Here is a 13226-nt window from a genome sequence, read left to right on the forward strand (position 1 = left end):
CAATTTTCCTATGTGCAACGAAGACGCTGCGAGCCAATTAAACCTTTTTCTCAACAAACTCACCTAAACCGGTACTGACGTCAAATGGACGGCAGAAACGGCGAATGGTGTGTTGCTCTTGCTGTAAATCCACACACAATGGATCAGGTACGGAAACATTAAGCAAACTACCTGAACGACGTGTTCGATCTCGGTACATTTTAAAGGTATAGCGCACATGCGGTTTAAATGCATGAATCACATGGAAAGTTTCGGAACGGTCAGGAGAAATAGGATAAAAGCGAATCACGACTTCGTATTGCTTGGCTGGCACACTTAAATAGACCTGCTGTTTGCGGCTAAATACTGAGCCATGTAAGCGTACAATACCGCGTTCCATTGCCTTTTGGCTAATCCGATGAGTCTTTGCATCAATGACATCGATATCACCAATACGTTCAAACTCACAATTCTCAACACCTGAACAATATAAAGTTGTGTTGTCCGCCTTACTTTCCAATGTGTTCTGTGCAATACGAACTTGATCCACCACATTGGGTGCATTTTGACACGCAGTCAAAGTCGTAACAGCGCCTAGACACAGTAAAATACTGCGAGCGAGTCTTCTTTTCATTATTCAAGCCCAGTCCTCATGTCTTGTAACATGTAAGCAAAATATTATCCGCTAGCATGTTAACAAGAGTTCAATCTCTGCGCTACGCCTATGTTAAAAATGTCTAAAACCTAGTGTAATTTCCCTGATCCAAACCTAGGCTTGGATCTCTTGAAACACCCATGGACGTGCTTGTTTCGCCTTTGCTTCAAAAGCACGAATATCATCTGCCACTTGTAAAGTTAAACCGATATCATCCAAACCATTCAATAAACAGTGCTTACGGAATGGATCAATTTCAAATTTAAATGCTTCACCCGTTGGGGTTCGAACTTCCTGAGCCTCTAAATCAATTGTTAACTGATAGCCCTCATTCTCAGCACATTCCTTAAATAACTGATCCACCACCTGTTCAGATAAAATCACAGGTAACATGCCATTTTTAAAACAGTTATTAAAGAAAATATCAGCAAAGCTTGGCGCAATGACGGTACGGAAACCGTATTCATTCAATGCCCACGGCGCATGCTCACGACTAGAGCCACAACCAAAATTGGTCCGTGCTAATAAAATACTTGAACCTTGATAACGCGGTTGATTTAACACGAAGTCAGGATTCTTTGGGCGTTTACTAATATCTTGACCTAAATAACCTTCATCCAAATAACGCAATTCATCAAATAAGTTATCGCCAAACCCTGTACGTTTAATCGACTTTAAAAACTGTTTTGGAATGATTAAATCGGTATCGACATTGGCACGATCTAAAGGCCCAACAATACCTTGCTCTACAGTATATTTTTCCATGCTTGTGCTCCTTTAGAATGAACGAACATCAACAAAATGACCTGCAATCGCGGCTGCGGCTGCCATCGCTGGGCTGACCAAATGGGTACGTCCGCCGTTACCTTGACGACCTTCAAAATTACGGTTTGAGGTCGAAGCACAATGTTCACCCGGCTGTAATTTATCTGCATTCATTGCTAAGCACATCGAACAACCTGGTTCGCGCCATTCAAAACCTGCTGCCAAGAAGATTTGATCTAAACCTTCTTGTTCGGCTTGCTGTTTCACCAAGCCCGAACCTGGCACGATCATCGCCTGTTTGATGCTCGACGCAACCTTACGTCCCTTCACCACATCTGCAGCAGCACGAATATCTTCAATCCGCGAGTTGGTGCATGAGCCAATGAAAACGCGGTCTAACTGAATATCAGCCAAAGCTTGACCTGCAGTTAAGCCCATATATTGATAAGCACGGGTCCAGTCATTGCGTTGTACATCATCTTTGGCTTGTTCTAAAGTCGGTACTGCTTGTGAAACAGGAATCACCATTTCAGGAGAAGTTCCCCAAGACACTTGTGGCTCAATCTCTGCACCATTCAAAACCACCACCGCATCAAATACGGCATCTTCGTCTGAATGTAAGGTATTCCAGTATTCAACCGCTTGATCCCACTGTTCACCTTTTGGTGCATAGTTACGATCTTTGACATAGGCAATAGTTTTATCATCGACTGCAACCATACCCACTCGAGCACCCGCTTCGATCGCCATATTACATACAGTCATACGACCTTCAATCGACATATCACGGAACACTTGGCCACCAAACTCAATGGCATAACCTGTACCGCCCGCAGTCCCAATTTTGCCAATAATAGCTAACACCACATCTTTTGAAGTGACACCAGTACCTAATACGCCATCAACACGCACCAACATGTTTTTCGACTTCTTCTGTACCAAACACTGCGTTGCCAACACATGTTCCACTTCCGACGTCCCGATACCATGTGCCAAACAGCCAAAAGCACCATGTGTCGCTGTATGCGAGTCACCACAGACCACGGTCATTCCCGGCAAAGTTAAACCTTGTTCTGGGCCAACGACATGGGCAATACCTTGACGGATATCATTAATCCCGAACTCAACGATATTAAAGCTTTTACAGTTGTCATCTAAGGTTTGTACCTGAATACGAGAGGTATCATCTTCAATCCCTGCGATGCCCTGTTCACGCTCTTTTTTAGAGGTTGGTACGTTATGGTCAGGTGTTGCAACGTTAGCACTTAAACGCCAAGGTTGGCGATCGGCAAGCTGTAAGCCTTCGAAAGCCTGAGGGCTGGTCACTTCATGTAATAAATGGCGGTCGATATAAATTAAGCTCGAACCATCATCGCGTTGTTTTACTAAATGGTCATCCCATAATTTGTCATATAATGTTTTGCCTGCCATGTCGTCGCCCTCCATCGTGCTTGCCATTGGTCTGGGTATTTTTGATCTTAAATTGATTATAGCAATCGCTTCACATAAATCTAATTTATCATTTTTATAAATTAACAAACTTTTAGGAATGATTCTCAATTCCCTTGATAAACTTAATGTACTTTATAAGATACGAATACCTTTTGAATAATTCATAAAATAGCTATCCGCAAAATAACTAATTTTATACAATATTTCACAAATATATAAAACAACTCATACCTTAGGATACAAAATCAATGCAGAAAGTGATATTCTTATCTTTATAGCTCTATTAACTGGATGTGCAAGCACCCAAACCCAAAAACTGAATATAAATGCTGTAAAAGCATCAAATCCAACATCCGTGATTATCTCTAAACGAGAGAAACCACCTTTCCTTGCAACTACAGCATTAAATGTACAGTTTGCTCTTCTTGGAGTGGCTGCTCAGATATCTAGTGGTAACAAGATCATTAACGAAAATCAGGTAGAAGATCCCTCAATCTATATCGCTAACGAGCTATCGAAAACACTAGAGAGTCAGCTAGGGATAACGAATATCACAACAAGCACATCTAAAACTACAACGAATAATGTTAAGACACTTGCTGAACAATACAAAGGCGCAGATCTTTTACTCGACGTCCAAACCACACACTGGCAGTCTATTTACTACATTTCAGATTGGAATAACTATAAAGTTTTATACGCTGCAAAACTAAGATTGATTGATACGAAGAATCAAAAAGTCCTTGCTGAAAGCAGTTGTTCAAAAAACCAAGACGACAAAGAGAACTCACCATCTTATGACCAGTTAATTGCAAATAATGCTGCTGTATTAAAGGCCGCACTTAAATCACATGCAGATGCCTGTATCAGCGAGTTTAAAACAAATGCTTTAAGCTCAATCTAAAATTTCATATTAACGCTAGCCCAAAGCACTCGTTTGGGTTAGCCTGATACAGATAGAATCCCCCTTAACTGAATGATCATCCTATAACTTGTCATACAAAGTTTTATCTGTTTGAGTCTTGCCAGCCATATCGTCACCCTCCACCGTGCTTGCCATTGGTCTGAGTATTTTCATCTTGGATTAATTATAGCAATCACATCACATAAACCTAATTTATCATTTTTATAAATTAACAAACTTTTTTGGAATGATAAATTGAAATTTTAGATCCTGATCATCTCATTAAATAAAAAATTTTAAATCATCTTCGCTGAGCACATTTCATACGTGCTCTGGTTTTGAGCTACTTATTTAAATGAATCACTTCACGATTTATAAATCCAATCGTCCTAAATTGAAATTTCTTTTTTACATTTTATTCGATAATGATTATTATTTACATTAATAGAGCATCTTAAGGGCATTCCCATGACTCGTATTCAAAAATTTGTACATAACAATCGTCGAACTTTTAAAAAAACTTTAAGTTATTATATTGTACATATTAGTGTGGCAATGATGGTTGCTTATGTGATTACAGGAAACTTTTGGATTGCAGCAACCTTAAGTTTGCTTGAACCAACAGTACAAGCCTTTGCTTTTTTCTTTCATGAGAAAATTTGGAATCATTTCGAATTTAAATTAAATAAAGATACTCAACAGCTTTAAAATTTCTTTGGATACTTTTGTATGAATCTCGCTGCTTTTGAAGCATTTGTTAAAGTCATGGAAACCGGTTCAATTTCTATCGCAGCAGAACAATTATTTATTACCCAACCCGCAGTCACTAAGCGGATTCATAGCCTAGAAGACTACTTCGGGGTCAAACTGTTTGAATCAGCCGGCCGGGGCATCCAACCTACTCATGCCGCACATTCTCTATTACCTAAAGTCCGGACTTGGCTGAATGAATTAGGGGAAATTCATCATACCTTGAGTCATGAACAAGCGCAGGTGCAAGGCCGTTTAAAGATTGGCACCAGTCATCATATTGGTTTACATCATTTAGCTGAACCGCTTAAAAACTTTGTGCAGCATTATCCCCAAGTGACCTTGGATGTGCATTTTGTCGATTCAGAACAAGCACATGAACTGGTTCTGGCCGGTGAACTGGAACTGGCATTTTTAACCCTACCGCCCGTTGGGGATGATCGTCTGAATTATGTGACCATCTGGAATGATCCATTGGTGTTTGTGGCTGCGCCCTTCCATCCTTTGTCACAACACCCCCAACTCAAACTTGAAGACCTGATTGCCTACCCAAGTTTGTTACCTGCTGCACAAACCTATACCAGTCAAATCACTTTGTCTGAATTTGAACGGAATGGCTTAAAACCGAAAATCACCATGAGCAACAATCCCTTGGAATCCATTCGAATGTTGGTCTCGATTGGTCTCGGCTGGTCGGTGTTGCCAAAAACCTTAGTCAATCAGGATTTAAAACAACTTGATTTAAAACTAGATATGCAACGTCAACTGGGTATGGTTTGGCATCCTGCACGAATTCAATCTAAAGCGGCTGAAGAACTGATCCGTATGATGCATGTCGGTTAATTTCAGGATTAGTCTCCCCCACCACCACCACCACAACTGCTGCAACTACTACAGCTATTGCTGCTACTGCTGCAGCTTGACGAGGATGACGAAGATTGTGCTTGCAGGTATTGCGCATAATCCTTGGTCATCAATTCAAGATTAAAATACTGTCCATCCTGCCAATTTAAAGCTTGATCAATCGCAAACAGTCTCGGTAATAGCGTGGTATTTCTTGGCTGATAGGCATGTAAACCGCAACTGTTCCGCCACGCGGCGAATAACTGTTGTGTTTGCTGTGTGGATGTTGTGCTCGCATCATAGGGGTTATGATGAAGCTGTCGACCAATAAGCTGTTCACACAAGTCTTGATACTGTTTTGGAAATTCCAGCATGACATGCCATAGGCTATCCACGGCATGTGAAGGCATGGCATAGGCCTGTTTTTGTATGACATGCAAAGCCAAGTAGTCCTTAAATCCAGCTTCGATCAATTGTCGTTGTTTTAGACCCAGTTCTGGATAATAGAATCTGAATTTATTCCAAAAAACTGGATCGAATTTGAATTGCTCAATCTTTTGTAATTGTTTAGATTTAGAACGCGCAATCAAGGCAAGATTCAGCACAATCACTGACCATAGAAAGGGCAAGATCACCCAAGCAGTAAACAGCTGTTGCTGCCAACTGTACATCAAAATCAATAGCAAGATCGGGAGCGCGATCCATCGCATTTTGATCATCGGTTGTTGTCGTTTTAATTGCAATAATGTATCGAGCAAGATGGAAGTCTGAGCTTCCTGATTTATTTTTATTTTCATGGCTTGATCTTAAAAATAAATGATGACAGTAATATGACAAAAAAACCTCCCCAAAGGGAGGTTGAAGCAGACTTATCCAATCTGCAATAAACGGCGAATTTGCTGGGTCATCTGAGCGACATCTAAGAGATGATGCGGAATGGTCATCGACAATAATTGATCTGAGCGGAAACGGCGGTCAATCTCAAGCATGACATGGGTTTGATGCGCTTCAGCAACAAAAGACACTTCAACCTCATTAAAGCCACTGAACATAGTTGAAGATACAAACTCTAGTTCTTGGTAGCAGCCAATCGTCGATCTAAAGTGATGCGCTGTGAGTTGTCCTTTTTCGACATCCACCGTCGACAAAACAAATCCACATTGCTGCATCGCTTGTAAAAACATTTGCATGGCGGGTGTTGGCAAGATTCTTAAATAATCACGATCCGTTGCGTCTACGCCCCAGTCTACATCCAGACGGGTATTGATCCAGACCCGTGTTGCATTGCGGCGGCAAGCAACTTCGGTGATTGGTGTTTCATGCGGGATTTCCATGGTAAAAGGAACATGGTGTGATTGATGTGCAGCCAATAGAAAATTAGAACTGATTAACCATTGATCCAAAACCAATGGTTGATTAAATTCATGATCACCAGACTCGACCTCCGCCATGGTCATCAGTTGCAAATACAGACCTTTTATATCTTTATCGGTTGAGCCACCTTTAAAGTTAATCTCACCGCGTAGCGTCTCTCCTGCCTGTAAAGTCGAATTAAATAAACGGGTTTCAACAGTGACACCTTGCAGGCCCAAGCCTGACATAATTTTACTAAACATTTTTCTCTTTTTCTCTCAAATCAAGACTATTCTTCTATCTGTTCTAACAGGCCTATGATTAAAGGACATCATCGCCAGCGAGCTGAATCTTAGCATCTGCTACCGCATTCATAAATTGCTGATAGTCATTGAAATTACGTTCAGCTGACTGGGTCGCATAATCCTGTAAAACTTCAACGATGGTACTGCCTTCACCTAAATATCCCATCAATACATCCGCATTGCCGGCTTTGGCATGTGCATGGGCTAAAGCGAGACCACAGCTTTCCGCATATTCATAAAAATATTCATCATCCATATCAGCAAGATCAACCGAAATTTTCATATCTCGTAACTGACGCACATGGAAATCTTGTTGTAAGCTGGAAAAGCCCAAGAAAATATCACTAGCCGCTTGCATCAATTGCTGTCCATGAATCACTCGCTCGCCTTCATGCTCAACCTTATCTTTAAATAGCGGACTGAGAATTGAAGGGTTGGCTTCTTTCATTTGTAAAATCAATGGTTCACGGTCTGCATCTTCAAATAAGGCAATCGCTGAACGGGTTCCGACACTACCGACCCCCACCACTTTCAGCGCTACATCGGTCCGTTGATAACGATCAAACAACACCTGTCGATCAAATTTCAATGAATCGCGATATCGTAGAAAGAATTCATCGACCTGCTGAGCAAAAGGTTCATCGGCTTTGGGATGCCACAGCAAAGGAGCATCATCAATAAAATGTCTAAACCCAGTTTCAGCATCTTGTTGAGTGAGCTTTGGTAATACTGAATGCGCATTACGTTTTTGAGCTGAATCTAAATGCTTGGCGCGTATCTTCCTCAGTTTTCGGCATTCCGTGTTCTCTAATAAAGTCGTGGCATCGACCTTTTCATACCAAACTTGCAATGGTGATAAGGCCATATTTTCAAGCAAGTGTTTGCGGTAGCTATTCAGCATGGTTTTAATGGCTTTTAAACCACTGCGCTCTCCCAAACCAATGTCTTTGGCCGCAATCACAAAACTGGTCACCAGACGTTTTAAATCCCACTCAAATGGCGCAACCAAGGTCTCATCAAAGTCATTGATACCGAATAACAGGTTACGTTCAGGACTGGCAAAACCGCCAAAGTTACTTAAATGGCAATCACCACAAATTTGCTGAAACAAGCCAGAATTGTATTGTTCCCATGCTTGGTCAAACAGCATCAATGCAGGCATTCCACGATAGAACGTAAATGGCGAGACACTCATCCGCTTGGCACGAATCGGCTGTAATTGTGCTAGGCGTCCTTGATTGCTCCAATCATAAAGTGTTAACGCCGTGGTACCTTTGGGGCGTACTGAAAGTTGAGCCAAGTTTTCACGTGGAACTTTTTTTCGTTGTGTCTTACCTAATTGAAAGCCTTCGCTTTTGCTTAATAACTTGCCTTGATAACGATGTCGTGTGAGATCAATACTCTCTGCGGTCCAGAGTTGTTTTGGTAATTTTATTTGTTGTTTTGGCATAACACCCCCTATAAATCCAGTAGTGTTATAGCAATAATTTGAGTGAAAACGATAATAATTTTTTTTAATTCGATTTAGAACACTGCCAAATATTCCATTTCATCCGGACATATTTGGCAGCAAATCAAAACTTTAGATCGACCAGTCTTGAATGTCCCAAGCCTGTTCCTGCGCTAGCTTTTCTAAACGATCATCTGGATTGACCGCAATTGCATGGGTGGCATATTCCAGCAAGAAACGGTCGTTGATTGAATCAGAATAGGCCCACGACTCGGTCACGGAGCGACCAGCCAACCACTGATCCAGACGCGTAAGCTTGCCTTTTTGATAACACGGAATCCCTGTCACCTTGCCCGTATACTGTCCATCCACCACTTCTGCACTGGTGGCTATAATCTCGGTAATGCCAAATTCACGGAAAATCGGTGCGGTAATAAAGTCACTGGTGGCGGTGATGCCGACAATGGCATGACCAAGATCTTGATGTTTTTTAATCGCCTCAAAACCTTTAGGGCGCATTTGTGGACGAATCACCTTTTGCATAAACAACTGATGTAACTCAGTTAAATAGGCATTGTCATGTTTGGTCAGGAATTCGAATACAAATTCATTATAGGCAATCGGGTCAAGCTGTCCCGCTTTATAGTCTTCATAAAACTTGTCATTCATTTGACGATGATGAACTGGATCAACCAAAGCCTCATTGACCAAAAACTCTCCCCAAGAATGGTCAGAATCGGTATTTAACAGCGTATGATCTAAATCAAACAAAGCCAATTGCATAGAATTTCTCGTTTAAACTGAAAATTAAGAAAAAAAATGTAAATCTATCTCCGCTAGTCGATAGAAATTCGTTAAGATCATAGCAATTTTTAAACATTTTACTTTGACCTTTTTCGAGTTGGACAAGAAGAGTGACTGTCCCCGAGATCAAAGTCAACGATATAGACAAAATTTAGGTAGCCAAATGATCGACTCAGAAGGTTTCCGACCCAACGTCGGGATCATTTTGGCAAACGATGACGGACAAGTTTTATGGGCAAAGCGCATTGGTCACAATGCTTGGCAATTTCCACAAGGAGGGATCCAATTTGGTGAAACCCCTGAGCAGGCACTTTTTCGTGAACTGAGAGAAGAAGTCGGTTTATTGCCCGAACACGTCCAAATTATAGCGCAAACAAAAGGTTGGCTGCGTTATCGTTTGCCACATCGGTACATTCGGTCAGATTCAGATCCGGTATGTATTGGACAAAAGCAAAAATGGTTTTTACTGAAGTTAACGGCATCGCCCCATCATATTCAGTTAAACCTATCAGACCCACCCGAGTTCGATGAATGGCAATGGGTGAGTTACTGGTACCCATTGGGTCAAGTGGTCAACTTCAAACGCGATGTTTACCGTAAAGCCATGATGGAATTATGTTTACAACTACCTCAGCGTTAATTGTCAAAGAATCATCACTTTAAGCAATGATTTTTGACAAGAGAGCTGTTATAACTAGGCCTATAACGATTCAATAAATTGGAGTAAACATCCATGTCAAACATGCAACTCGACACGCTTAGACGCATTGTGCAAGAAATCAATGCGTCCGTCAGTTTGCATGATTCCTTGGACATTATGGTCAATCATGTGGCCGATGCCATGCATGTCGATGTCTGTTCAATTTATTTATTGGACGAGCGTAATCGTCGCTACGTGTTAATGGCCTCTAAAGGATTAAAAGCTGAGGCAGTTGGCACCGTATCGCTCAGTGTCGGTGAAGGCTTGGTTGGCTTGGTGGGGCAACGTGAAGAAATTGTTAACTTAGACAATGCGCCCAAACACGAACGCTTTGCCTATTTGCCTGAAACAGGTGAAGAACTATTTAACTCTTTCCTTGGCGTTCCTGTCATGTATCGCCGTAAGGTGATGGGCGTATTAGTCGTTCAAAATAAAGAATCACAAGACTTCAGTGAAGCGGCGGAATCCTTTTTGGTGACTTTGTGTGCACAACTCTCAGGGGTAATCGCCCATGCACATGCGGTCGGCAATATTGATGTATTCCGTAAACCTAGCAACGGGCCAAGCTATAAAACCTTCCAAGGGGTATCGGGTGCTGGCGGTGTGGCTCTCGGTCGTGCCATCGTACTTTATCCCCCTGCTGATCTCGCTGCAATTCCTGATCGTGAAGCCGAGGACATTAGCGATGAATTGGAATTACTCGATCAAGCCATTGCAGCAGTACGTTTAGAGATACAATCGCTTGATGACAAAATGCAAGATTCACTGATGTCAGAAGAGCGTGCGCTGTTCAGCGTATTCTTGCGCATGTTAGATGAAAATGCCTTACCAAGCGAAATTAAAGACCATATTCGTGCAGGCAGTTGGGCACAAGGTGCTGTACGTAAAGTCATCGATAAACATGTGGCGCTGTTTGCGCAAATGGAAGATGACTATCTGCGTGAACGTGTCTCTGATCTGAAAGATCTTGGCCGCCGAATCTTGGCCTGCTTGCAAGAAAATGATACCAGTCACCGTGAACTCAGTCCTGACAGTATTTTGATTGGTGAAGAGATCAGTACCGCAGCTTTGGTCGAATTGCCCGTCGATAATATCGCAGCGATTGTCACTTCTGAAGGCGCTGCCAACTCGCACATGGTCATCGTTGCACGTGCTTTGGGCATTCCAACTGTGGTCGGGGTAACCGAATTACCGATTACTACACTCGATGATATCGAGATGATTGTAGATGCTTATCAAGGCCGTGTCTTCGTCAATCCACCACGTCGCCTACGTCAGCGCTATAAAGAAGTTCAAAAAGAAGAAGAACAAATCGCCAAAGATTTAAAGCAATACGAAACCAAAGATGCGATTACCCCAGACGGTGTCTCTATTCCTTTATTCGTCAATACCGGTTTGATGATTGATGTGGTTCGTGGTGTACAGCGCGGTGCCAAAGGTGTGGGACTGTACCGGAGTGAAATTCCGTTCATGCTACGTGAACGCTTCCCTGGTGAAGAAGAACAACGGGCCATCTATCGTCAACAGCTCAGCCATTTTGCCAACAAGCCTGTGATCATGCGTACCCTTGATATTGGTGCGGATAAAGACCTCCCTTATTTCAGTATTGAAGAAGAAAATTCGGCTTTGGGTTGGCGTGGTTTACGCTTTACGCTGGATCATCCTGAAATTTTTTCTGCACAAATTCGGGCCATGCTCAAAGCCAGTATTGGCCTAAATAATTTACATATCTTATTGCCGATGGTGACCAGCGTCAGTGAGGTTGAAGAAGTACTCTATCTCTTAGAACGTGACTGGATTGCAGTACAAGAAGAAGAGCAAGTCAAAATCACCAAACCGAAAATCGGCATCATGGTCGAAGTACCGAGTGTGCTGTTACAGATTGATGAATTTGCTGAGTTGGTCGACTTTTTCTCGGTGGGCTCTAACGATTTAACCCAGTATTTACTGGCAGTCGATCGGAATAACCCACATGTTGCCAACGTCTATTCACATTTCCACCCATCAGTACTACGTGCCTTAAAGCGCTTAGTTGAAGATTGTCATATCCATCAAAAACCGGTCAGTGTTTGTGGTGAAATGGCGGGAGATCCGCTGTCGGCCATTCTATTGATGGCAATGGGCTTTAATACTTTATCGATGAGCTCAAGCAATATTCTGAGAGTCCGCAAAGCGATTTGCCATGTCCCAATGAGTGATGCCAAAAAACTCTTGGATGATGTACTGCAAATGAATAACCCACTGGTGATTAAAAGCTGGCTGGAACATTATTTCAAAACTCACGGCTTGGCTGATATGGTCAAATCCAATCGCATGCTCAATGTCTAAACGAGACATTTCGATATAAGACCAAACATAAAAAAGGGCGACTCGTTCAACACCGTCGCCCTTTTCAATATATCTCTTTATTTTACTGAACGCAGGTAAATCTGCTGTTTAGCACCATTCAAACTCACGCTCGGAAATTGACGATCATAATCAATCAAGATGGCATCTTTACCCGTTAAATTTTTGGCATCTGATTCCCAAGTCACATAGTATTTGATTTTAGCATCATCACGGACTGGTGGCTGAATGCGCTGACGGTGATCCGCTGGGACGGTAAAATCAACGCTAAATGGTACTTGAGAGATTGCAACTTTTTTCTGTTGAATCAAGGTTGCTGGAACATCCGCGATCTGACTGTCCACGGCATATAAACTTACGGTGCCCTGTTGCGGAGTTACGGTATAACTACCTTGACCCACAAACTCAACCTTCACGGAATTTGCTTTAGTCTCATCTTTTTGTGGCATGGAAGTACAACCTGCTAAAACAGTTAAAGACAACCCGAAACCTAATGCTAGTTTTTTCATTTTTTTAATCTCTTTAAAGATAATCCAAAATAACATAGCAAACGTTAAAATATGAAAGCTTTACATATTTGCTACTCAGCTTTCGATGTCAGAAACCCCAAGCAATTGATTAACTTTTATACACAACAAAAACCATAACAGAAACCGTTCTGGGCCTTTTTACATAACTCCAACATGTAAAGGCGCTATTTTTCAGCAAAAATGGTGGCTCTCAAATTTTATTAATCTAGCGTCCGATTCAGTTTTCATTAAAACCAAGCAAAGTAGTAAGTCTTTATTTTTAAATTATCTTTTATCTTTTTTTAACAATTTTTATATCCACAAATACGCTACTCATGTTTAAGATTTAGACAGCTTCAATCGAATAAAGCATTTATGACATCAACTTTAATCCATTGGAAAAAAAGCTTT

Annotated in this window: 13 protein-coding genes; 5 read left to right on the plus strand and 8 right to left on the minus strand. The window is 41.7% G+C overall.

Translation table 11 applies throughout. The features are described from left to right. Positions 1 to 37: 37 nt before the first annotated feature. The 3 genes from F957_RS05970 to leuC all read right to left on the minus strand — a co-directional run bounded on the left by F957_RS05970 (position 38) and on the right by leuC (position 2830). Complete coding sequence (locus tag F957_RS05970) at positions 38 to 613, minus strand: hypothetical protein (protein ID WP_004656044.1); 576 nt, start codon at positions 611 to 613, stop codon at positions 38 to 40. 135 nt (positions 614 to 748) lie between these two features. Then, the gene (gene leuD, locus F957_RS05965) at positions 749 to 1399 is read right to left on the minus strand and encodes a 3-isopropylmalate dehydratase small subunit (protein WP_016542413.1); all 651 of its coding nucleotides are present in this window, start codon (positions 1397 to 1399) and stop codon (positions 749 to 751) included. A gap of 12 nt (positions 1400 to 1411) precedes the next feature. Further along, positions 1412 to 2830 carry a 3-isopropylmalate dehydratase large subunit gene (gene leuC / locus F957_RS05960; RefSeq protein WP_016542412.1) on the minus strand — a complete coding sequence of 473 codons (1419 nt, stop codon included), beginning with the start codon at positions 2828 to 2830 and terminating at the stop codon, positions 1412 to 1414. A gap of 376 nt (positions 2831 to 3206) precedes the next feature. Between leuC and F957_RS05955 the strand changes: the two genes are divergently transcribed. The 3 genes from F957_RS05955 to F957_RS05945 all read left to right on the plus strand — a co-directional run bounded on the left by F957_RS05955 (position 3207) and on the right by F957_RS05945 (position 5348). Then, positions 3207 to 3755 (plus strand): hypothetical protein, encoded by a 549-nt coding sequence (locus F957_RS05955; protein WP_016542411.1) that lies wholly within the window; start codon positions 3207 to 3209, stop codon positions 3753 to 3755. A gap of 468 nt (positions 3756 to 4223) precedes the next feature. After that, a complete protein-coding gene (locus F957_RS05950) occupies positions 4224 to 4463 on the plus strand; it encodes a DUF2061 domain-containing protein (RefSeq protein ID WP_016660478.1) in 240 nt (79 codons plus the stop codon). A 21-nt stretch (positions 4464 to 4484) separates the two neighbouring features. After that, entirely contained in the window at positions 4485 to 5348 is an 864-nt protein-coding gene (locus F957_RS05945) for a LysR family transcriptional regulator (protein WP_016542409.1), read from the plus strand. Positions 5349 to 5356: 8 nt separating this feature from the next. Here F957_RS05945 and F957_RS05940 read toward each other — a convergent pair whose 3' ends face one another. The 4 genes from F957_RS05940 to F957_RS05925 form a co-directional block, all read right to left on the minus strand. Further along, a complete protein-coding gene (locus tag F957_RS05940) occupies positions 5357 to 6145 on the minus strand; it encodes a glycine-rich domain-containing protein (protein WP_016542408.1) in 789 nt (262 codons plus the stop codon). 72 nt (positions 6146 to 6217) lie between these two features. After that, positions 6218 to 6964 (minus strand): sporulation protein, encoded by a 747-nt coding sequence (locus F957_RS05935; protein WP_016542407.1) that lies wholly within the window; start codon positions 6962 to 6964, stop codon positions 6218 to 6220. A gap of 58 nt (positions 6965 to 7022) precedes the next feature. Next, a complete protein-coding gene (locus F957_RS05930) occupies positions 7023 to 8456 on the minus strand; it encodes a DUF2252 domain-containing protein (protein ID WP_016542406.1) in 1434 nt (477 codons plus the stop codon). Positions 8457 to 8588: 132 nt separating this feature from the next. Beyond that, entirely contained in the window at positions 8589 to 9239 is a 651-nt protein-coding gene (locus F957_RS05925; RefSeq protein WP_016542405.1) for an HAD family hydrolase, read from the minus strand. A 184-nt stretch (positions 9240 to 9423) separates the two neighbouring features. Between F957_RS05925 and F957_RS05920 the strand changes: the two genes are divergently transcribed. Further along, positions 9424 to 9900, plus strand: coding sequence for an RNA pyrophosphohydrolase (locus tag F957_RS05920; protein ID WP_004656060.1), 477 nt, complete (start codon positions 9424 to 9426; stop codon positions 9898 to 9900). Between the two features lie 93 nt (positions 9901 to 9993). After that, complete coding sequence (ptsP, locus tag F957_RS05915) at positions 9994 to 12288, plus strand: phosphoenolpyruvate--protein phosphotransferase (protein WP_016542404.1); 2295 nt, start codon at positions 9994 to 9996, stop codon at positions 12286 to 12288. A 77-nt stretch (positions 12289 to 12365) separates the two neighbouring features. On the opposite strand, the gene F957_RS05910 is transcribed toward ptsP, so the two are convergent. Then, the gene (locus F957_RS05910) at positions 12366 to 12815 is read right to left on the minus strand and encodes a hypothetical protein (RefSeq protein ID WP_016542403.1); all 450 of its coding nucleotides are present in this window, start codon (positions 12813 to 12815) and stop codon (positions 12366 to 12368) included. Positions 12816 to 13226 lie beyond the last annotated feature (411 nt).

It is taken from the genome of Acinetobacter gyllenbergii CIP 110306 = MTCC 11365 (assembly GCF_000413855.1).
Lineage (GTDB): Bacteria > Pseudomonadota > Gammaproteobacteria > Pseudomonadales > Moraxellaceae > Acinetobacter > Acinetobacter gyllenbergii.

Bases quoted from the DNA above. Each gene is read 5' to 3' on its own strand.
- F957_RS05970 (WP_004656044.1), bottom strand. From the start codon at position 613: ATGAAAAGAAGACTCGCTCGCAGTATTTTACTGTGTCTAGGCGCTGTT.
- leuD (WP_016542413.1), bottom strand. From the start codon at position 1,399: ATGGAAAAATATACTGTAGAGCAAGGTATTGTTGGGCCTTTAGATCGT.
- leuC (WP_016542412.1), bottom strand. From the start codon at position 2,830: ATGGCAGGCAAAACATTATATGACAAATTATGGGATGACCATTTAGTA.
- F957_RS05950 (WP_016660478.1), top strand. From the start codon at position 4,224: ATGACTCGTATTCAAAAATTTGTACATAACAATCGTCGAACTTTTAAA.
- F957_RS05945 (WP_016542409.1), top strand. From the start codon at position 4,485: ATGAATCTCGCTGCTTTTGAAGCATTTGTTAAAGTCATGGAAACCGGT.
- F957_RS05940 (WP_016542408.1), bottom strand. From the start codon at position 6,145: ATGAAAATAAAAATAAATCAGGAAGCTCAGACTTCCATCTTGCTCGAT.
- F957_RS05935 (WP_016542407.1), bottom strand. From the start codon at position 6,964: ATGTTTAGTAAAATTATGTCAGGCTTGGGCCTGCAAGGTGTCACTGTT.
- F957_RS05930 (WP_016542406.1), bottom strand. From the start codon at position 8,456: ATGCCAAAACAACAAATAAAATTACCAAAACAACTCTGGACCGCAGAG.
- F957_RS05925 (WP_016542405.1), bottom strand. From the start codon at position 9,239: ATGCAATTGGCTTTGTTTGATTTAGATCATACGCTGTTAAATACCGAT.
- F957_RS05920 (WP_004656060.1), top strand. From the start codon at position 9,424: ATGATCGACTCAGAAGGTTTCCGACCCAACGTCGGGATCATTTTGGCA.
- ptsP (WP_016542404.1), top strand. From the start codon at position 9,994: ATGTCAAACATGCAACTCGACACGCTTAGACGCATTGTGCAAGAAATC.
- F957_RS05910 (WP_016542403.1), bottom strand. From the start codon at position 12,815: ATGAAAAAACTAGCATTAGGTTTCGGGTTGTCTTTAACTGTTTTAGCA.